Here is a 21,975-nt window from a genome sequence, read left to right on the forward strand (position 1 = left end):
CGCATTATTTAATAAAAATTAATTGGTTAAAAGTAACTTACTTTTTTATTATTAATTATAATTAACCAGAATTAAAAACAGTAGGTTTCGTTTCAACAAATTTTAAGTATTTTTGCCGCATGAAGTTAAAACAAGAAATAAACAAGCGTAGAACCTTTGGTATCGTTTCACATCCTGATGCTGGTAAAACAACGCTTACAGAAAAATTATTGCTTTTTGGAGGGGCCATTCAAGAGGCTGGAGCGGTAAAATCTAATAAAATAAAAAAAGGCGCCACTAGTGATTTTATGGAAATTGAGCGCCAACGTGGTATTTCTGTGGCCACCTCGGTACTAGCTTTTGAATATAAAGATATTAAAATCAATATTCTCGATACGCCGGGTCACAAGGATTTTGCTGAAGACACTTTTAGAACTTTAACTGCCGTAGATAGTGTTATTGTGGTCGTAGATGTAGCTAAAGGTGTCGAAGAACAAACCGAAAAATTGGTTAAAGTTTGCCGTATGCGCAAAATACCCATTATTGTTTTCATCAATAAGCTAGACCGAGAAGGAAAAGATGCTTTTGATTTGCTTGATGAAATTGAGCAAAAGTTAGGCTTACACGTCACTCCACTAAGTTTTCCTATTGGTATGGGATATGATTTCAAAGGAATCTATAATATCTGGGAGAAAAATGTAAATCTATTTACTGGAGACCCTCGAAAAGATATTGAGGAAACGGTAGAAATAGATGAAATTGAAAACCCAGAACTCGATGAACTAATTGGCGAAAAACACGCCGAAGAGCTAAGAGATAATTTAGACTTGGCCTTAAGCGTTTATCCTGAGTTTGATATTGAAGAATACAGAAAAGCCGATTTACAACCTGTATTTTTTGGTAGTGCTTTAAATAATTTTGGAGTAAGAGAATTGCTTGATTGTTTTATAAAAATTGCTCCTAGCCCAAGACCCAAAGAAAGCGATACGCGTTTGGTAGAACCTACAGAAGATAAGTTTAGCGGATTCGTGTTTAAAATACATGCCAATATGGATCCTAAACACAGAGATAGACTAGCCTTTGTGAAAATTGTCTCGGGAACTTTTGAGCGTAACAAGCCCTATTTACACGTAAGAAATCAAAAGAAGGTGAAGTTTAGTAGTCCCAATGCCTTTTTTGCAGAGAAAAAAGAAATCGTAGATATTTCATATCCGGGTGACATCGTAGGCCTGCACGACACAGGCAACTTTAAAATAGGTGACACGCTTACCGAAGGCGAAAAAATGCAATACAAAGGAATACCTAGTTTTAGCCCAGAGCATTTTAGATACATCAACAATGCAGACCCCATGAAGTCAAAGCAGCTAGAAAAAGGTATTGACCAATTGATGGATGAAGGAGTGGCGCAACTGTTTAAACTCGAGTTGAATAACCGAAAGGTAATTGGTACTGTAGGCGCCTTACAATTTGAGGTTATACAGTACAGATTGGAACATGAGTATGGGGCAAAATGCAATTATGAAAATCTAAACGTGTATAAAGCGCTATGGGTAGAACCCTCTGATGAAAAAAATGAGGAGTTTAAAGAGTTTAAAAGGGTAAAGGCTAAATATTTAGCCAAAGATAAAAAGAACCAATTGGTATTTTTAGCCGATTCTGCATTTTCATTGCAAATGACCCAACAAAAATACCCAACAATTAAATTTCATCTCACTTCTGAGTTCTAAACTCTATTTTAGAAATAAAACTAAAAAAAACCTAACTACTGCAGTTAGGTTTTTTAATTATGGCTTAGATAGCTTATTCTATAATGATTTTCTTCATTTTCTGCCCTATTTCACCCTCAATTTTTACAAAATAAATACCCGGTGAAAGTTGAGATACATTATAACTGCTTTGTGGTTTTTTAAAATGCATTTCTTCTTTTCCGTTAACGGAAAAAATACGAACTGTTTTAATATTGCTGCCAGCACTTATATCTAATTGAAAACTGCTTGTTGCGGGATTAGGATAAAGATCAACTTCTAATTTTTCATTGCTAGAAACCCCAAGTTGTTGGTTACGGTATATGGCTTGATCGCCATTGGCGTTAGTTATTGTTAGTTCAATATAATTGGATTTGTAACTAAAGACGTAAAAAAATGGATTGTTTGAAAGATTAATGCTAAACATTATTTTTTCATCATATTCTGTTATTTGCCGAGGCAAGCCGTCACAGTCTAAAGGTGTACTTGCATCATTGATATTAAAAGTTTGGTTTTGACTATAGTTTAATGTTCCTTGAATGGGATAACAGGGTGCATTAAGGGAATAATCTGCACCGTTAGCAAAATTTGCGAAATAAGAATTACTAAACCCACTGGGTACAAAAAAATCTGTATTGTTAATAACTAATTTCTCTAAATACCAAGTATGATTTTCTAGCGGGGCTACTTGCGCAAAGCTAGTTAGGCTTAACAAGCAAATAACTAATTTTATGACTGTTTTCATAGAATTAAATTTTTAAAAGCTTAATATTATTCTTAACGTATTCACCCTCAATTTTTACAAAATAAATACCTGGTGAAAGTTGAGATACATTATAACTGCCTTGTGCTTTTTTAAAATGCATTACTTCTTTTCCGTCAACGGAAAAAATACGAACTGTTTTAATATTGTTCCCAGCATTTATATCTAATTGAAAACTGCTTGTCACAGGATTAGGATAAAGATCAACTTCTGATTTTTCATTACTAGAAATCCCAAGTTGTTGGTTACGGTATATGGCCTTATCGCCATTGGCGCTAGTTACTGTTAACACTATATAATTAGGTTGATAATTGAAGGCGTAAGAAAAATTATTATTGATATTACTTATATTTATATATGTATGAGATATTAATAAGTCATACTCATCTACTCCATTTAAAGATGGACAAGTGGATAAAGTTACATAAGCATAATTCATTTTAAACTTTTGATTATTCAAATGTGTTATTCCACCTTCAAGATAAACAGCAGAGCAAGGTGAATTAAAATAATATAACGAGCCATTTAAAAATTCAGTAGTATAACTATTTTGATAAGCCGTTGGCGGCAGAAAATCATTTCCACCTATTACCAATTTTTCTAAATACCAAGTATGGTTTTCTAGTGGGGCTACTTGCGCAAAGCTAGTTAGGTTTAACAAGCAAATAACTAATTTTATGACTGTTTTCATAGAATTAAATTTTTAAAAGCTTAATATTATTCTTAACATATTCACCCTCAATTTTTACAAAATAAATACCTGGTGAAAGTTGAGATACATTATAACTGCATTGTGGTTTTTTAAAATGCATTACTTCTTTTCCGTTAACTGAAAAAATACGAACTGTTTTAATATTGCTCCCAGCATTTATATCTAATTGAAAACTGCTTGTTGCGGGATTAGGATAAATATTAACATCTGATTTTTCATTGCTAGAAATCCCAAGTTGTTGGTTACGGTATATGGCCTTATCGCCATTGGCGCTAGTAATTGTTAAGACAATATAATTGGACATATTAGTAAAAGCATAAGTAAATGGGTTTGGATGACCAGTATAGAAATCATAAAACTCGAATATATACGTGGTATCAAACATATCAGCATCTGGGACACTCGGACATTCGCCTGGTCCTACCGAAGAATTGGTTATAGTGAATTGACTATTCCCGTTATCATAAATCATTATACCAAGCAAATCCGAACAAGATTGCACTAAAAAATAATCTTGTTGATTGTTCCAGTTAAAATCATTATAAGGATTTAAATTTTGAGGCGGAAATACATCATTCCCGTTAATTACCAACTTTTCTAAATACCAAGTGTAGTTTTCTAAGGGCGCTATTTGTGCAAGGCTACTAAAGCTCAATAAACAAATAACTAATTTTATAATTGCCTTCATAGAATTATATTTTTAAAAGCTTAATATTATTCTTAACGTATTCACCCTCAATTTTTACAAAATAAATACCTGGTGAAAGTTGAGATACATTATAACTGCCTTGTGGTTTTTTAAAATGCATTACTTCTTTTCCGTCAACGGAAAAAATACGAACTGTTTTAATATTGCTCCCAGCATCTAAATCTAACTGAAAACTGCTTGTCACAGGATTAGGATAAAGATCAACTTCTAATTTTTCATTAACAGAAACCCCAAGTTGTTGGTTACGGTATATGGCTTGATCGCCATTGCCGTTAGTTACTGTTAACACAATAAAATTAGATTGATAAGTGAAGGAATAAGAAAAAGGATTATTTGGTGCATTAGTATTAACATAATCGTTGATTATTTTTAAATCAAAATCTATAACTTGCTGAGATAAGCCGTCACAATCTAATGGATAGCCCGCAAAATTAATATTAAAACTTTGGTTTTGATTGTAGGTCAATGTACCATCAACTGGATAACAAGCGGCTAAAAAAATAAAATCTGCACTATTGGCAAAATTTGCAGTATAACTATTTTGATAGGCACTTGGTGGCAGAAAATCATTCCCGTTAATCACCAATTTCTCTAATACCAAGTATGATTTTCTAGCGGGGCTACTTGCGCAAAGCTAGTAAGGCTTAACAAGCAAATAACTAATTTTATGGTTGTTTTCATGATTTAAATTTTTATTGTATTACAAGATTTTTTGATGCAATGATTTCACCATCACAATAAGGAATAACCACATAAATTCCAGAGGCATAGTTGGAAACATCAATACTTAAATTGGGATTCTTTACTTTTAATATATAATTATCGTAAACGGCAAGAGGTGTAAAAGTAATTCTAATTTGGTCTAAAGATGTACCTTGGGTTATATGATTTTCCTGCACCCGCTCTTTAAAAGGATTAAGACCTTGACCTTTAAACGAAAAAGGGTTTTCACTGCTTAGCCAAGCATAAACTTTGTGCTCAACCCTATAAAATCTAATTTCAGCTTCTTTTTCTTCTATGTAATAATAATAAACTGCTGGATACGTTTCTTGCGCCAACATCGCTGAACTAGCTAATGTAAGTAAGTAAGTAAGTAATTTTTTTCATAAAATATTATTTTAGTTAATTTTATAAATATAACTTAATAAATAATAAAAATAAAATAATTTTTTTGAAAATTTTTTATATTCATTTTAATATGTGTGATTAAAAATTACTAAATACCAAAAAAAAACTCCGAAGTTCTTACTTCGGAGTTTCTTTTATTAAGCTTGACCAGTAGGTCCAAAATTCAATGGGATTGGTGGCTTATCATCGTTTTCTATAGTACCATGTGCTTGCTCAAAACGCTGTATATTTTCACCAAGTGCCTTATGCAGTCGTTTGGCGTGCTGCGGAGTAAGAATAATCCTAGATTGCACCTTACTTTTTGGGGCTCCTGGCATAATACTCACAAAATCAACCACAAATTCTGCCGGAGAATGATTTATGATGGCCAAGTTACTGTATTTACCTTGTGCCGTTTCATTATCGAGCTCAATATTTAATTGATTCTTTTTATTTTTTTGATCTTCGCTCATTGTACGTTCAGTATTAATTATAATTCACTTCTTGCTTGGCTTCCAGCATTTGATCCAATTCTTCTTTAGAACCAACAATAATATCATCGTATTCTCTTAATCCGGTTCCTGCTGGAATCTTGTGTCCTACGATTACATTTTCTTTAAGTCCTTCTAAGGTATCAACTTTACCGCTTACAGCAGCTTCGTTCAATACTTTTGTGGTTTCCTGGAAAGAAGCCGCAGAGATGAAAGACTTGGTCTGTAAAGAAGCTCTTGTAATACCTTGCAGTATTGGTGTAGCAGTGGCTGGTTGTGCATCTCTAGCCGTAACCAATTGCTTGTCTTCACGTCTTAATAAAGAATTCTCATCTCTTAATTGACGTGCAGTCACAATTTGACCTGCTTTTAGATTTGCGCTATCTCCCGCGTCTTCAACAACTTTTTTACCAAAAATCTCATCGTTCTCATCAATAAAATCATCTTTATGAATTAATTGATTCTCAAGGAAAATAGTATCCCCTGGATCTTGAATTTTAACTTTACGCATCATTTGACGTACTACTACTTCAAAATGCTTATCGTTAATTTTCACCCCTTGCAAGCGATATACTTCCTGTACCTCATTTACCAAGTACTGTTGTACCGCGCTAGGCCCCTTGATATTTAAAATATCTTCTGGTGTAATAGATCCATCAGATAAAGGCATACCCGCTCTTACGTAATCATTTTCTTGAACAAGAATTTGATTAGACAATTTCACTAAGTATTTCTTAACCTCTCCCAGTTTTGATTCAACGATAATTTCACGGTTACCTCGTTTAATTTTACCAAACGAAACTACCCCATCAATCTCTGATACTACAGCTGGATTAGATGGATTACGTGCTTCAAATAGCTCTGTAACTCTAGGAAGACCTCCAGTAATATCACCAGCTTTAGATGATTTACGTGGTATCTTCACTAAAACTTTACCTATTTTAATTTTCTCCCCGTCATCTACCATCAAGTGGGCACCAACTGGTAAGTTGTACGAACGAATTACTTCGTCGCCTTTACCCATAATTAATAAAGTAGGGATTTTCTTTTTATTTTTCGATTCAGAAATTACTTTTTCTTGGAAACCAGTTTGCTCATCGGTTTCAACTTGATAAGTAACTCCCTGCTCAATATTTTCGAATTTAATTTTACCAGCAAATTCAGAAATAATCACCCCATTATAAGGATCCCATTGACAAATCACAGTACCTTTTTCAACTTTTGTTCCTGGCTTCACAAATAATTGTGCACCATAAGGAATTAGGTTGTTACTTAATACAATATTTGTTTTGGCATCTCTTATTTTCAATTCAGAAGTTCGCGAGATAATCACATCTACAGGATTACCTTCATTATCTTCTCCCTTAACAGTTTTAAGGTCTTCGATATCTACGATACCCGCAAATTTAGTTTCAAGTTTACTATCTTCAGAGATGTTACCTGCAATACCTCCTACGTGGAACGTTCTCAAGGTTAACTGTGTACCTGGCTCTCCAATTGATTGAGCGGCTACTACACCAACGGCTTCACCTTTTTGTACCGTTTTACCGGTAGCTAAGTTTCGACCATAACATTTAACACAAACCCCTTGTTTAGCTTCACATGTAAGAGCAGATCTAACTTCGACACTTTCTAATACAGAAGCATCTATTTTCTTAGCTATTTCTTCAGATATTTCTTGACCAGCTTCGGCCAATACTTCTCCAGATATAGGGTCAATCACATCATTAAGAGCAGTTCTACCGATAATTCTTTCGGCTAAGCTTTCAACAATCTCTTCATTTTTCTTTAATGGGCTAACTTCGATTCCTCTTAGCGTACCACAATCCACTTCATTAATAATTACATCTTGCGATACATCTACCAATCTACGAGTTAAGTAACCAGCATCTGCAGTTTTAAGTGCGGTATCTGCAAGACCTTTACGTGCACCGTGCGTAGAGATAAAGTATTCTAAAATTGAAAGTCCTTCTTTAAAGTTTGATAAAATTGGGTTCTCAATAATTTCTCCACCTCCAGAGTTAGACTTTTTAGGTTTTGCCATAAGTCCACGCATACCAGTAAGCTGTCTAATCTGTTCTTTAGATCCACGAGCACCAGAGTCAAGCATCATATAAACCGAGTTAAAACCTTGGTTATCTTCGCGGATTCTCTTCATTGCCAATTCAGTAAGATTAGCATTGGTCGCTGTCCAAATATCAATTACCTGGTTATAACGCTCATTGTTGGTAATAAGACCCATATTATAATTGGCCATAATACCTTCAACTTGCTCATTAGCATCTTGAATCATACCTTCTTTTTCGGCCGGAATAATAATATCTCCTAGCGAGAATGATAATCCACCTCTAAAAGCAAATCCATAACCTAGACTTTTAATTTTGTCAAGGAATTCGGCTGTTTCAGGTACACTAGTCACTTTTAAGATATTACCAATAATATCTCGAAGGGATTTTTTTGTCAATACCTCATTAATATAACCAGCTGCTCTTGGAACTTCTTCATTAAATAAAACACGACCAACGGTTGTTTCAATAATTTGTGGAACCAATTCTCCTTCTTCATTAAAGTCTTCTGTTTTTACTTTAATACTAGAATTGATTTCAACCTTCTTCTCATTATAAGCAATAATTACCTCTTCTGCAGAGTAAAAAGTAAGTCCTTCACCTAATACTTTGCGCTCGGGTGTTGATTTTCTTTCTTTGGTCATATAATACAAACCAAGCACCATATCTTGAGAAGGTACAGTAACGGGCGAACCGTTAGCTGGGTTTAAAATATTATGAGAGGCAAGCATAAGCAATTGAGCTTCTAGTATTGCTTCTGGGCCTAGTGGTAAATGCACCGCCATTTGATCTCCGTCAAAATCGGCGTTAAATGCCGTACAAACAAGCGGGTGTAAACGAATTGCTTTACCTTCAATTAATTTAGGCTGGAATGCTTGAATTCCTAATCTGTGCAAAGTTGGAGCACGGTTTAATAAAACCGGATGTCCTTTAAGCACATTCTCTAATATATCCCAAACTACTGGTTCTTTTTTATCTATAATTTTTTTAGCCGATTTTACCGTTTTAACAATACCGCGTTCTATAAGCTTTCTAATAATAAAAGGCTTATATAATTCGGCAGCCATGTTTTTCGGCAAACCACACTCAAACAATTTCATTTCTGGACCAACAACAATTACCGAACGAGCCGAATAATCTACACGTTTACCTAACAAATTCTGACGGAAACGTCCTTGTTTTCCTTTTAATGAGTCAGATAAAGATTTAAGCGGTCTATTAGAATCTGTTTTAACAGCAGAAGATTTTCTGGTATTATCAAACAAACTATCTACAGATTCCTGAAGCATACGTTTTTCGTTACGTAAAATAACTTCAGGTGCCTTAATTTCCATAAGACGCTTTAATCGATTATTTCTAATAATTACTCGTCTATATAGGTCATTTAAATCTGAAGTTGCAAAACGCCCTCCATCTAACGGCACCAATGGTCTTAACTCTGGTGGAATTACCGGAATGGCTTTCATTATCATCCATTCTGGTTTATTTTCTTTTCTTTCGTTAGCCTCTCTAAAAGCTTCAACCACTTGAAGGCGTTTAAGCGCTTCCGTTTTACGCTGCTTAGAAGTTTCATTGTTTGCCTTGTGTCTTAACTCGTAAGATAATTCGTCTAAGTCTAGACGTTTTAAAATCTCAATAAGACACTCTGCCCCCATTTTAGCGATAAACTTATTAGGATCTTCATCTTCTAGATAAAGATTTTCTTGCGGTAAGCTGTCTAAAATGTTTAGGTATTCTTCTTCTGTAAGGAAATCCATTTTTTGTAAAGGTTCTCCTTCTTCATTTTTAGCGATTCCCGGTTGAATTACTACGTATCTCTCGTAGTAAATTATCATATCTAATTTCTTTGAAGGTATACCTAATAAATATCCAATCTTATTGGGTAACGATCTAAAATACCAAATATGTGCTACAGGAACTACCAAATTGATGTGTCCCACACGGTCACGACGAACTTTCTTTTCGGTAACCTCTACTCCACAACGGTCACAAACAATCCCGCGGTAACGAATGCGTTTGTATTTTCCACAAGCACATTCATAATCTTTCACAGGACCGAAGATTCGCTCACAAAAAAGACCGTCTCTTTCTGGTTTGTGCGTACGGTAATTAATGGTTTCAGGTTTAAGCACTTCTCCTCTAGATTCTGCTAAAATAGCTTCTGGAGATGCTAAACCTATAGAGATTTTATTAAATCTCTTTTGTGTATTCTTGTCATTATTTCTTGCCATAATATATGGTACTAAAGAATTTTGCTAATTTGAATAATCGCTGTTACTACTTGAATTATTCTTCTAATTTAATATCTAAACCTAAACCTTTTAATTCGTGCATTAATACGTTAAAAGATTCTGGTAGTCCTGGTTCTGGCATTGGCTCACCCTTCACGATTGCTTCGTAAGTTTTAGCCCTTCCTATTACATCATCAGATTTTACCGTTAAGATTTCACGTAGTGTACTTGATGCTCCATAAGCTTCAAGTGCCCAAACTTCCATCTCTCCAAAACGCTGTCCTCCAAATTGAGCTTTACCTCCAAGTGGCTGTTGCGTAATTAATGAGTATGGCCCAATACTTCTGGCGTGCATTTTATCTTCAATCATATGACCTAACTTTAACATGTAGATGATTCCTACAGTTGCCGCTTGATCAAAACGATCACCAGTTCCCCCATCATATAGATAGGTATGTCCAAATCGTGGTATCCCAGCTTTATCGGTTAAATCATTAATTTGGTCTATAGTTGCACCATCAAAAATTGGTGTAGCATATTTCTGACCTAATTTCTCGCCTGCCCATCCTAATACGGTTTCATAAATCTGACCGATATTCATACGAGAAGGTACACCAAGTGGATTAAGTACAATATCAACTGGCGTTCCATCTTCAAGGAATGGCATATCTTCTTGTCGAACAATACGAGCCACAATACCTTTGTTACCGTGACGACCTGCCATTTTATCTCCTACTTTAAGTTTACGCTTTTTAGCAATATAAACTTTGGCCAATTTAATGATACCTGATGGCAACTCATCTCCTACAGAAATAGTAAACTTTTCTCTTCTAAGGTTACCTTGCAGGTCATTTTCTTTAATTTTATAATTGTGTATTAAGTCGGCTACCAAAGCGTTAGTATGATCATCGGTTGTCCAAGTTCCCTGTGTTAAATGCGTATAATCATCAACAGAATTTAACATCTTCAAGGTATACTTCTTACCTTTTGGTAAGATATCCTCACCTAAATCATTTTTAACACCCTGTGCCGTTTTACCGCCTACAATAGCAAAAAGCTTATCGATTAACTCATTTTTAAGCGTTTCAAATTTAACTTTGTACTTATCTTCGAGTTTGGCAATTTCCTCTTTATCTTTTGCACGCTTTCTTTTATCTTTTACCGCACGAGCAAAAAGTTTCTTGTTAATTACTACTCCATTTAAAGAAGGTGAAGCTTTTAAAGATGCATCTTTAACATCTCCTGCTTTATCTCCAAAAATAGCGCGTAATAACTTTTCTTCGGGAGTAGGATCAGATTCTCCTTTTGGAGTAATCTTACCAATTAATATATCGCCTGGCTTAACTTCTGCTCCGATACGAATCATTCCGTGCTCATCCAAATCTTTGGTGGCTTCTTCAGATACGTTAGGTATATCATTGGTCAACTCTTCATTACCTAATTTGGTGTCTCTCACCTCCAATGAATATTCATCGATATGAATAGAAGTAAATAAATCTTCACGAACAACACGCTCAGAGATAACAATTGCATCCTCAAAGTTGTATCCTTTCCAAGGCATAAAGGCAACTTTCATGTTTCTACCCAGCGCCAATTCTCCGGCTTCGGTAGCATAACCTTGACAAAGTACCTGTCCTTTAGCAACTCGATCTCCAACCTTTACAATAGGTTTTAAGTTTACCGAAGTACCTTGGTTGGTTTTTCTAAACTTAATTAAATCGTAGGTCTTATCATCAGAGTCAAAACTTACCATGCGTTCTTCTTCTGTACGATCGTATTCTATGGTGATTTTTCGTGCATCTACATATTTAACTGTTCCAGATCCTTCTGCATTTATCAATACTCGTGAATCTGAAGCAACCTGTCTCTCTAAACCTGTTCCTACGATTGGTGAATCTACACGCAATAATGGAACTGCTTGACGCATCATGTTTGATCCCATCAAGGCACGGTTTGCATCATCATGCTCCAAGAAAGGAATCAATGATGCAGATATTGAAGAAATTTGGTTAGGTGCTACATCCGTAAAGTGAACTTCTTTAGGATCTACAACAGGGAAATCACCTTCCATTCGGGCAATAACCTTTTCGGCATCGATTGTCCCGTCTTCTTTGGTAGGAATGTTGGCCTGTGCAATTAACTTTTCCTCTTCTTCTTCGGCAGAAAAATAAACTGGGTCATTATCCAAATCTATCTTGCCTTCTTCTACTTTTCTATATGGAGTTTCGATGAATCCCATAGCGTTCACCTTAGCGTAAACCGATAGCGAAGAAATCAGTCCAATATTCGGTCCTTCCGGGGTTTCAATAGGACATAATCTTCCGTAATGTGTATAGTGAACATCTCGCACCTCAAAACCTGCACGCTCTCTAGATAAACCTCCTGGTCCTAAAGCAGACAATCTACGCTTATGCGTAATTTCGGCTAAAGGGTTGGTTTGGTCCATAAACTGCGAAAGTTGGTTGGTACCAAAGAAAGAATTAATAACAGAAGACAAAGTCTTCGCGTTAATCAAATCTATTGGAGTAAACACTTCGTTATCACGAACATTCATTCGCTCACGGATGGTTCTAGCCATACGAGCTAGCCCCACACCAAACTGTTGTGATAATTGCTCTCCTACAGTTCTAACACGACGGTTAGACAAGTGATCAATATCATCAATTTCGGCTTTTGAATTAATTAACTCAATTAAATATTTTATAATGGTTATGATATCTTCTTTGGTAAGCACTTGCTTATCCATTGCGATATCTAAACCTAGTTTTTTATTCATTCGGTAACGTCCAACTTCACCCAAATTATAGCGCTGATCAGAGAAGAAAAGCTTATCTATAATTCCTCGAGCGGTTTCCTCATCAGGCGGTTCTGCGTTACGCAATTGTCTATATATGTGCTCTACCGCTTCTTTTTCTGAATTGGTAGGGTCTTTTTGAAGTGTATTATGAATAATAGCGTAATCGCCTGTGCTATTATCTTCTTTATGTAATAAAATGGTTTTTGTACCGGTTTCAAGAATTTCTTCGATATGTTCTTTCTCTAATTCAGTATCTCGATCAAGAACAATTTCGTTTCTTTCTATAGAAACCACTTCTCCAGTATCTTCATCTACAAAATCTTCATACCAAGTGTTAAGTACACGGGCAGCAAGTTTTCTACCCAACACCTTTTTAAGTCCAGATTTAGATACTTTTACTTCTTCAGCAAGATCAAATATTTCTAAAATATCTTTATCTCGCTCAAAGCCGATTGCTCTAAACAAGGTGGTAACTGGTAATTTTTTCTTTCTATCGATATAAGCATACATTACGCTATTGATATCGGTAGCAAATTCAATCCAAGAACCTTTAAAAGGAATTACTCTTGCAGAATATAGTTTTGTTCCGTTTGCATGAAAAGATTGCCCAAAGAAAACGCCTGGTGAGCGGTGTAATTGAGATACAACCACACGTTCTGCTCCGTTAATACAGAAGGTACCACTAGGGGTCATGTAGGGTATAGTTCCCAAATAGACATCTTGCACTATAGTTTCAAAATCTTCGTGCTCGGGATCTGTACAATATAATTTTAAACGGGCTTTTAGAGGCACACTGTAAGTTAAGCCTCTTTCTATACATTCTTGAATAGAATATCTAGGAGTATCAATAAAGTAATCTAGAAATTCTAAAACAAATTGGTTGCGGGTATCGGTAATGGGAAAATTTTCTAGGAAAGTATTATATAATCCTTCATTCCCTCTTTCTTCTGATTTGGTTTCTAACTGAAAAAAATCTTGAAACGATTTTATCTGAATATCCAAAAAGTCAGGATAATCTGGTCTGTTTTTAACAGAAGAAAAATTCAATCTTTCAACTTGCGTTTCTAACATCTATTTGACGGAATTTGAAAGTATTTAATTTTAATTTGAAGCTCTAAAAATTAAACACTTAATTAAAGTTATAATGTTTGCGACTAAACGCTGCGTATACATACGCAAAATGGTTTAGACCTTCAAGACACAATGCTTGAGGTCTAAACCTAAATAATATTGCTTGTTAAGCTTATTTAAGCTCAACCTCAGCTCCTGCCTCTTCTAATTGAGATTTTAATGCCTCAGCTTCGTCTTTAGCAACACCTTCTTTTACTGGAGCAGGTGCACCATCTACTAATCCTTTAGCATCTTTTAATCCTAAACCAGTTAATTCTTTAACCAATTTAACTACTGCTAATTTAGAAGCTCCAGCTGACTTAAGAATCACGTCGAATTCTGTTTGCTCTTCAGCTTCTTCACCACCAGCGGCAGCACCACCAGCAACAGCTACTGCTGCAGCAGCAGGCTCAATACCATATTCTTCCTTTAAAATATCAGCTAACTCATTAACTTCTTTTACTGTTAAGTTAACTAACTGTTCTGCGAAATCTTTTAAATCTGCCATTTTCTATCGTTTTAAAATGTGTAATTTAGTTTATATAATTGTTAAAAAGTGCGTACGTTTTTTATCCTTCTTTTTCAGAAAGAGTCTTTAAAATACCAGCGATTTTTCCGCCTCCAGATTTAAGGGCAGAAACAACGTTTTTAGCAGGCGATTGTAATAGACCAATGATATCTCCAATAACTTCGTCTTTAGACTTGATATTGGCTAAGGCCTCTAGGTTTTCATCACCAACATAGATAGCTTCATCAATAAAAGCTCCCTTCAATAATGGCTTTTCAGACTTCTTTCTAAATTCTTTGATTACTTTAGCTGGAGCATTTCCAGTTTCAGAAATCATAATAGAAGTATTTCCTTTAAGTACTTGTGGTAAGTCTCCGAAATCTTTATCAGAGCTTTCCATAGCTTTTGCTAATAAGGTATTTTTAACTACAGATAGCGAAACGTTTGCTTTAAAACAAGCTCTTCTTAAATTTGAAGTAGTTCCAGCATCTAAACCAGAGATATCTGCTAAATAGATGGTAGATGTATCTGCTAACTGGGCTGTTAAATCCTTTATTACTTGTGATTTTTCTTCTCTTGTCATAATGATTTATTTATTGCTCAGTATACCTTTTAGTATCAATTGCAACACTTGGGCTCATTGTACTAGACATGTGAATACTTTTAATATACACACCTTTAGCCGCTTGCGGCTTCAATTTCACCAAAGTAGTTAATAATTCTCTTGCGTTTCCAGCAATTTTCTCTGCATCAAAAGAGGCTTTTCCTATACCTGCGTGCACGATACCAGTTTTATCAACTTTAAAGTCAATTTTACCAGCTTTTACATCAGCTACAGCTTTAGCGATATCCATAGTTACCGTTCCGGTTTTAGGGTTAGGCATCAAACCTCTAGGCCCTAAAACTCTACCTAATGGTCCTAATTTACCCATTACGCTCGGCATTGTGATAATCACATCAACGTCTGTCCAACCTCCTTTTATTTTATCTAAGTACTCATCTAAACCTACAAAGTCTGCACCAGCATCTTTAGCTTCTTGCTCCTTATCTGGAGTTACTAAAGCCAATACTTTTACATCTTTACCAGTACCGTGAGGAAGCGTTACCACCCCTCTTACCATTTGATTCGCTTTACGCGGATCAACGTTTAGACGCACTGCTAAATCTACAGAAGGATCAAAATTTACGTTTGACACCTCTTTAATTAAAGCAGAAGCCTCGGCTACCGTGTATGATTTAGAAGAATCTATTTTAGATTGAGCTTCTTTTTGCTTTTTTGTTAATTTTGCCATTTTTTAGTTCTTTATAGATTAAAATGGTGCTTCACCTTTAACATTCACTCCCATAGATCGAGCAGTACCTGCTACCATCTTCATGGCTGAATCTACTGTGAATGCATTTAAATCTTGCATTTTGTCTTCTGCTATAGCTTTTACTTGATCCCAAGTAATACTAGCGACTTTTTTACGGTTTGGCTCTCCAGAACCTTTCTTAACTTTGGCTGCTTCCATAATTTGCACTGCAGCAGGTGGTGTTTTAATTACAAAATCAAAAGATTTATCTTTATATACTGTAATCACAACAGGCAACACCTTTCCAGCTTTATCTTGTGTTCTACCATTGAATTGCTTACAGAATTCCATGATATTCACACCGGCCGCACCCAAAGCAGGTCCTACTGGTGGAGACGGGTTCGCCGCTCCTCCTTTAACTTGTAGCTTTACAACCTTACTTACTTCTTTTGCCATTTTTAAAAATTTAAAATTGAATTATTTTTAAAGTGGAAGCATTAACAATAATTCTATATATGTAACAATTTATATTTTCTCAACTTGCATATAGCTCAACTCTACCGGTGTTTTTCTTCCAAAAATTTTCACCATCACCTCAAGCTTGCGTTTTTCTTCATTTACCTTTTCTACAGTACCGTTAAAGCCATTAAAAGGTCCGTCTATCACTTTAACTGTTTCTCCAACTGTGTATGGAATAGCCACGGTATCCTTTTTAACAGAAAGCTCATCCACCTTACCTAACATTCTATTTACTTCAGAACGTCTTAAAGGCACAGGGTCACCACCTTTAGTTTCACCCAAGAAACCTATCACACCATTGATACTTTTAATGATATGCGGCACCTCACCACTTAAATTTGCCTGAACCATTACATAACCAGGAAAATAAACTCTTTCTTTGTTTATTTTCTTACCATTTCTAATTTGTATAACTTTCTCTGTAGGCACTAGAACTTGATCTACAAAATCTTCTAAACCTTGATAAGAAATCTCTTTCTCGATATAATCTTTAACCTTATTCTCTTGACCACTTACCGCACGAACAACGTACCACTTCTTCAAATTATCTTCAGACATATTACTTGTAATTCTTAAGATTTAACCCAATCAAAATACTGCTCAATCACAGAACTAAAAACAGTATCCACCCCCCAAATTGCTAAAGAGAATATTACCGAAAAAACAAGCACTATAACCGTAAGTCTTTGCCCTTCTGCATATGAAGGCCAAGTAACATGATTTTTCAATTCACTATAAGACTCAGATATATATTTTACGATTCCTGCCATTTTATTAAGGTTTACAAAAGATGAGCATCTTTATCTCTTCTCTGAAGAAAAAAAGGCGCATCGCCTTTGAATTTGTTTTAATTCAGCAAATCGGTCTTAATATAAAACCGATTTGACCAGCACTTTTCCAGTGCTTTGCACGGGTTGAGAGACTCGAACTCCCGACACCTGGTTTTGGAGACCAGTGCTCTACCAACTGAGCTAAACCCGTAGGATTTAGGTTAAGGTCTGCAACCAAACCTTAACCTAAACTATATTTAAATTAGTCTAAAATTTCAGTAACCTGACCAGCACCTACTGTTCTACCCCCTTCACGGATAGCAAAACGAAGACCTACATTCATTGCGATTGGCTGAATCAACTCAACATGAATAGTTAAGTTATCACCTGGCATAACCATCTCAACTCCATCAGGAAGACTAATAGTACCTGTAACATCAGTTGTTCTTACGTAGAACTGAGGACGGTAGTTGTTGTGGAATGGCGTGTGACGACCACCTTCTTCTTTTTTCAAGATATACACCTCTGCCTTAAACTTAGCGTGAGGAGTTACAGAACCTGGCTTAGTAATAACCATACCTCTAGAGATTTGAGTCTTCTCAATACCTCTCAATAAGATACCAGCGTTATCACCAGCTTCACCTCTATCTAATATCTGACGGAACATTTCAATACCAGTAATAGTTGAAGTTAATTTCTCTGCACCCATACCGATAATCTCTACAGGATCTCCAGTGTTTGCGATACCAGTCTCAATACGACCAGTTGCAACAGTACCACGACCTGTAATAGAGAATACATCTTCAATAGGCATCAAGAATGGCTTATCAACATCACGCTCTGGTAACTCGATCCAGTTATCAACAGCTTCCATAAGCTCTAATACTGTATCAACCCACTTTTGCTCTCCTTCTAAAGCTCCTAATGCAGAACCTGCAACGATAGGACCGTTGTCACCATCATACTCATAGAAAGATAACAAGTCTCTAACTTCCATCTCTACTAGCTCTAAAAGCTCTTCATCATCTACTAAATCAACTTTGTTTAAGAAAACAACAATTCTAGGAATCCCTACCTGACGACCCAATAAGATGTGCTCACGAGTTTGTGGCATAGGACCATCTGTAGCAGCAACCACAAGAATAGCACCGTCCATTTGAGCAGCACCAGTTACCATGTTCTTTACGTAATCGGCGTGACCTGGACAGTCAACGTGCGCATAGTGACGATTTGCAGTAGCATACTCTACGTGAGAAGAGTTAATTGTAATACCTCTTTCTTTTTCTTCTGGAGCATTATCAATTTGATCAAAAGCAGATGCTTCTGAATACCCAGCATCAGCTAATACCTTAGTAATAGCTGCAGTTAAAGTTGTTTTTCCGTGATCTACGTGTCCAATTGTACCTATATTCAAGTGCGGTTTGGAACGATCATAAGTTTCCTTTGCCATAATTAATACTTGTTTTAATCTTAGTTATATATTAGTGTTCAAATTATATACAATACAAAAAACAACTTTAAAAAGCTGCTAGTATAAGTAAGCGACTTACGCTTTTTGAGCCAACGACGAGAATTGAACTCGTGACCTCTTCCTTACCAAGGAAGCGCTCTACCCCTGAGCTACGTCGGCCTAGTGATTCAGAGTTACTTTTATACAAGTAAAGCCCTACCCTCTTTAGCTTTCACTTAAAGAAAATAGAGCGGGAGACCAGGTTCGAACTGGCGACATTCAGCTTGGAAGGCTGACGCTCTACCAACTGAGCTACTCCCGCATTCCAAATTATCTCTAAATTTTGTGGGGAGAGCAGGATTCGAACCTGCGAAGTTAAAAAACAACAGATTTACAGTCTGTCCTCGTTGGCCGCTTGAGTATCTCCCCAATTTAATTAATTTTGAATCATTATTTCATAGAATAGAGCCGATGGAGGGACTCGAACCCACGACCTGCTGATTACAAATCAGCTGCTCTAGCCAGCTGAGCTACATCGGCACTTTGTTTCGTCTATTCTTAAAGAACTACCGCTTTTCTAACGGACTGCAAATATAGAGTTGTTTATCAATTACGCAAAACTTTTTTTTACTTTTTTTTGTATTTTTTTTCAATACCTTAATTTTCAATTATTTAGAACGTGGGTGAGCTGAAAGATAAACTTTGCGCAAACCTTGAATGTCATTTTTTGCATAAACCTCTGTAGAGGCTAAACTAGAATGACCTAATAACTCTTTGATTTCTTGTATATTAGCGCCTTCTGTTAATAAGTGAGTAGCAAAACTATGTCGTAATATATGCGGACTACAAACCTTTTTTTGAGAAAAAGTTCTAAAAATTTGATTGACTTTCTTGTAAACCCATTTGGCATAAACTGGATTACCTTTGTCTGTAATAAAAAGATAAGAACTCCCCTTTTTTAACTGTGATAAATGTTTTTCACGAAAATTTAGATATGCTTCAATTGGAAATACCAATCTATTTAATAATGGTATACGTCGTTCTTTATTGCGCTTTCCTAAAACATTAACCGTCATTTGTTCTAGGTCTAAATTTTCTAAACGCAAATTCATTAACTCTCCTCGTCGCATACCTGTAGCATACAGCAACTCGATAAGCAAACGATCTCTAGAGGCTGAAAAGCTATTGTTGGGCAAAGAATCAAACACTCTTTTCATTTCTTCTTTAGAAAAGGGTACACGTAAATTTTTCTTGACCTTAATAGGTTTATGTTGGCTTAAAGGGCTTTTCTCTATCTCACGTATTTTTAACAAAAAAGAATAAAAACTACGTAAAGTAGAAATCTTACGGTTGATACTACGATTTTCTAAACCTTGCTGAGAAAGCTCTACAAACCAGGCCCTGCAAGAAGAGTAAGTGGTTTTTACAATGCTGGTGTCGGGTTTATTCTGTTGCAAGTAATCCTCAAAACCAACCAAATCATTTTTATAAGCCATGAGTGTATGAGAAGAATAGTTTTTCTCAACCTTTAAGTAATCCAGGAATTTTTGAATAGCATCCATAAATAGAAAAATCAGGTTAAATATAGTAGTTTAACCTGATTTATTAGGTAATGTGTAGTTATTTCTTGGTTTTAGAAACCCAAATAACATTAGGTTGCCGGCTTATAACTTTTACCATCTATAATCATTTTGGCGATAATCTCTTTTAAAATCTCACTAGTTCCTCCTCCAATAGGTCCTAATCTTGAATCGCGAAGCAATCGTGCTAAAGGATAATCCTCAATATAACCATAACCGCCTAACATTTGTAAGCAGTCGTAAATAGCGCTATCTGCCATTTTAGTTGAAAGTAATTTTGACATACTGGCCTCTTTAACAACATAGGCTCCTTCATCAAGTTGTTTAGTGATAGCATAATTAAACGTTTTGCACATTTCTACTTCACTTGCAATTTCGGCCATTTTATGCCTTAAGGCCTGAAACTTGTTTATGGTTTTACCGAAGGCTTCTCGCTCGCTCATATACTGCAGGGTATAATCTAATGCAAACTCGGCTCTAGCGTGCGCATTTACTCCCATTATTAATCTTTCTAAAGCAAAATGCTGCATAATATAAGGGAATCCTTTACCTTCTTCTCCCATTAAATTTTCTGCAGGAATTTCAACATCTGTGAAGCTAATTTCACCAGTGTCTGAAGCGCGCCATCCCAATTTATCTAATTTTGTAGCTGCAATTCCCGGAGTATCACGATCAACAACAAAGATACTCATTCCTTTATTCCCTTTTTCTGGAGTCGTTTTGGCAGCTACCACAAGATAATCAGAATAAACACCATTGGTTATAAAGGTTTTTGATCCATTCAAAATGTACTTATCTCCTTTTTTAACTGCGGTTGATTTCATACCGGCTACGTCAGATCCGCCGAAAGGCTCTGTAATGCAAAGACAACCTATTTTATCTCCAGCAATACTGGGAGCCAAATATTCTTCTTTTATACGCGCATCTCCTTCTTTTTCTAAGTGAGTCATCGCTAGATAGGCGTGTGCCCACATTGCAGCTGCAAATCCTCCAGAATTAATTTTTTGTAATTCCTCGAGAAAAATAACGGTGTAAAAAAGATCTAAATCTAGTCCGCCGTATTGCTCTGGGTAGTTAATCCCAAAGTATCCCATCTCTCCAAATTTTTTCCAGATAAAACGCTCTATAGTACCTGATTTTTCCCATTTATCGATATGCGGAACGACTTCTTTCTGTAAAAACTCCTTTAAACTCTGCCTAAAGAGTTCGTGCTCTTCTGTAAAATACATATTTCTTCTTTTTCTTTTAACAATTGCTGTTTATTTGATTTTTCAATCAATCTTCAAATATAATTGTATTCTATCTAATTTATGAGCTGGAAAGGACTCAATTTTTGCCAACTCGTTAAAATTTTTAATTTTTTGATGTAACTTACGGTATTGCACTACATCTCTTGCACTCTCATAATTAAAGTAAGGAATTTCTGAAAGTTCAATCACCTCTATGGTATTAAGATCTCTTATGCTGTGTGCTGGAGGGGTTTTTACCGTGCTTTGTGCTAGCAAATTTTTCTGGGCTTCATAATTTAACCCATAAATATCTTTTAGTTGAATATCGTGAAGAAATCCGCCAAGTTTTGTTCTGTATTTGATTATACGATTGGCTAAAACTTCACCAATACCTTTAACTTGTAACAGCTCTTCAAAGGTTATAGTATTCAAATCACTTTTATTAGCATAACTAAGATGCTTTGGTTCTGCAGCTTTACGGATTTGATTCTGCTTCACCCAATCTGGAAACTTAAACAGCGGAGCGATGGCAGTAAGTAAAGAATCTGAAACCTTTGTTACCGCTTGAAATTCTTGTGCAGAATTAATCCATTGCTCTTTGGCTCTAAAAGCATGAAGTCTTTCTATTTCATCTACCTTCATACCTAGGAGATATCCTTTGTAATCGCTTATAAAATTAGGATTAAATGGTTTTTGCTGATACGCCACTCTTTCCGCGGCAGCTTTTTGTTTTAAACTATCTATTTGAGCTTCATACACTTTATCTTGCTTAAGACTAACTGTTCTAGCCCCAACAAATAGATGCTCTTTAAAAGCAATGATAAAAAAGCCAAGAACTAGAAGGATTATAAAAACAAAAATCCCATTTTGTTCTCTTTTATTGAACCTAAAATGGGATAATTTGCTTTTCATCGACT

Annotated in this window: 19 protein-coding genes and 5 tRNA genes; 1 reads left to right on the forward strand and 23 read right to left on the reverse strand. The window is 35.7% G+C overall.

Annotated elements, in window-relative coordinates:
- The first annotated feature begins 119 nt into the window (after nt 1-119).
- Entirely contained in the window at nt 120-1,706 is a 1,587-nt protein-coding gene (locus FT993_RS00255) for a peptide chain release factor 3 (protein WP_147860542.1), read from the forward strand.
- A 73-nt stretch (nt 1,707-1,779) separates the two neighbouring features.
- Here the strand turns inward: FT993_RS00255 and FT993_RS00260 are convergent, their stop codons facing one another.
- The 23 genes from FT993_RS00260 to FT993_RS00370 form a co-directional block, all read right to left on the reverse strand.
- Nucleotides 1,780-2,469: a T9SS type A sorting domain-containing protein gene (locus FT993_RS00260; protein ID WP_147860543.1), complete on the reverse strand. Its 690-nt coding sequence runs from the start codon at nt 2,467-2,469 to the stop codon at nt 1,780-1,782.
- 4 nt (nt 2,470-2,473) lie between these two features.
- Nucleotides 2,474-3,178: a T9SS type A sorting domain-containing protein gene (locus FT993_RS00265; RefSeq protein WP_147860544.1), complete on the reverse strand. Its 705-nt coding sequence runs from the start codon at nt 3,176-3,178 to the stop codon at nt 2,474-2,476.
- A gap of 4 nt (nt 3,179-3,182) precedes the next feature.
- Nucleotides 3,183-3,887 (reverse strand): T9SS type A sorting domain-containing protein, encoded by a 705-nt coding sequence (locus FT993_RS00270; RefSeq protein ID WP_147860545.1) that lies wholly within the window; start codon nt 3,885-3,887, stop codon nt 3,183-3,185.
- Between the two features lie 4 nt (nt 3,888-3,891).
- Nucleotides 3,892-4,509, reverse strand: coding sequence for a T9SS type A sorting domain-containing protein (locus FT993_RS00275; protein ID WP_147860546.1), 618 nt, complete (start codon nt 4,507-4,509; stop codon nt 3,892-3,894).
- Between the two features lie 91 nt (nt 4,510-4,600).
- Complete coding sequence (locus tag FT993_RS00280; RefSeq protein WP_147860547.1) at nt 4,601-4,969, reverse strand: hypothetical protein; 369 nt, start codon at nt 4,967-4,969, stop codon at nt 4,601-4,603.
- A 204-nt stretch (nt 4,970-5,173) separates the two neighbouring features.
- Nucleotides 5,174-5,488, reverse strand: coding sequence for a DUF3467 domain-containing protein (locus FT993_RS00285; protein WP_147860548.1), 315 nt, complete (start codon nt 5,486-5,488; stop codon nt 5,174-5,176).
- A gap of 13 nt (nt 5,489-5,501) precedes the next feature.
- Nucleotides 5,502-9,803 (reverse strand): DNA-directed RNA polymerase subunit beta', encoded by a 4,302-nt coding sequence (gene rpoC, locus FT993_RS00290; RefSeq protein ID WP_147860549.1) that lies wholly within the window; start codon nt 9,801-9,803, stop codon nt 5,502-5,504.
- A gap of 55 nt (nt 9,804-9,858) precedes the next feature.
- Nucleotides 9,859-13,671, reverse strand: a complete 3,813-nt coding sequence (gene rpoB / locus FT993_RS00295; RefSeq protein ID WP_147860550.1) for a DNA-directed RNA polymerase subunit beta — start codon at nt 13,669-13,671, stop codon at nt 9,859-9,861.
- A gap of 172 nt (nt 13,672-13,843) precedes the next feature.
- Nucleotides 13,844-14,218, reverse strand: a complete 375-nt coding sequence (gene rplL, locus FT993_RS00300; protein WP_147860551.1) for a 50S ribosomal protein L7/L12 — start codon at nt 14,216-14,218, stop codon at nt 13,844-13,846.
- Between the two features lie 61 nt (nt 14,219-14,279).
- Nucleotides 14,280-14,801 (reverse strand): 50S ribosomal protein L10, encoded by a 522-nt coding sequence (rplJ, locus tag FT993_RS00305; protein ID WP_147860552.1) that lies wholly within the window; start codon nt 14,799-14,801, stop codon nt 14,280-14,282.
- 10 nt (nt 14,802-14,811) lie between these two features.
- Nucleotides 14,812-15,510 (reverse strand): 50S ribosomal protein L1, encoded by a 699-nt coding sequence (gene rplA, locus FT993_RS00310; RefSeq protein WP_147860553.1) that lies wholly within the window; start codon nt 15,508-15,510, stop codon nt 14,812-14,814.
- Nucleotides 15,511-15,528: 18 nt separating this feature from the next.
- Entirely contained in the window at nt 15,529-15,966 is a 438-nt protein-coding gene (rplK, locus tag FT993_RS00315; protein WP_147860554.1) for a 50S ribosomal protein L11, read from the reverse strand.
- 69 nt (nt 15,967-16,035) lie between these two features.
- On the reverse strand, nt 16,036-16,587 hold the full coding sequence (gene nusG, locus FT993_RS00320) for a transcription termination/antitermination protein NusG (protein WP_147860555.1): 552 nt from the start codon (nt 16,585-16,587) through the stop codon (nt 16,036-16,038).
- Between the two features lie 14 nt (nt 16,588-16,601).
- Entirely contained in the window at nt 16,602-16,799 is a 198-nt protein-coding gene (gene secE / locus FT993_RS00325) for a preprotein translocase subunit SecE (RefSeq protein WP_147860556.1), read from the reverse strand.
- Between the two features lie 138 nt (nt 16,800-16,937).
- Nucleotides 16,938-17,010, reverse strand: a tRNA-Trp gene (locus FT993_RS00330).
- 51 nt (nt 17,011-17,061) lie between these two features.
- The gene (tuf, locus tag FT993_RS00335) at nt 17,062-18,249 is read right to left on the reverse strand and encodes an elongation factor Tu (protein ID WP_147860557.1); all 1,188 of its coding nucleotides are present in this window, start codon (nt 18,247-18,249) and stop codon (nt 17,062-17,064) included.
- 108 nt (nt 18,250-18,357) lie between these two features.
- Nucleotides 18,358-18,429: transfer RNA gene (locus tag FT993_RS00340), tRNA-Thr, on the reverse strand.
- Between the two features lie 69 nt (nt 18,430-18,498).
- Nucleotides 18,499-18,571, reverse strand: a tRNA-Gly gene (locus FT993_RS00345).
- Between the two features lie 24 nt (nt 18,572-18,595).
- Nucleotides 18,596-18,678, reverse strand: a tRNA-Tyr gene (locus FT993_RS00350).
- Between the two features lie 37 nt (nt 18,679-18,715).
- A tRNA-Thr gene (locus tag FT993_RS00355) sits at nt 18,716-18,789 on the reverse strand.
- 128 nt (nt 18,790-18,917) lie between these two features.
- The gene (locus FT993_RS00360; RefSeq protein ID WP_147860558.1) at nt 18,918-19,811 is read right to left on the reverse strand and encodes a tyrosine-type recombinase/integrase; all 894 of its coding nucleotides are present in this window, start codon (nt 19,809-19,811) and stop codon (nt 18,918-18,920) included.
- Nucleotides 19,812-19,900: 89 nt separating this feature from the next.
- Nucleotides 19,901-21,058, reverse strand: coding sequence for an acyl-CoA dehydrogenase family protein (locus FT993_RS00365; RefSeq protein ID WP_147860559.1), 1,158 nt, complete (start codon nt 21,056-21,058; stop codon nt 19,901-19,903).
- A gap of 42 nt (nt 21,059-21,100) precedes the next feature.
- On the reverse strand, nt 21,101-21,970 hold the full coding sequence (locus tag FT993_RS00370; RefSeq protein WP_147860560.1) for a helix-hairpin-helix domain-containing protein: 870 nt from the start codon (nt 21,968-21,970) through the stop codon (nt 21,101-21,103).
- Nucleotides 21,971-21,975: the final 5 nt, after the last annotated feature.

The sequence above is a fragment of the Mesonia sp. HuA40 genome (assembly GCF_008017835.1).
Lineage (GTDB): Bacteria > Bacteroidota > Bacteroidia > Flavobacteriales > Flavobacteriaceae > Mesonia.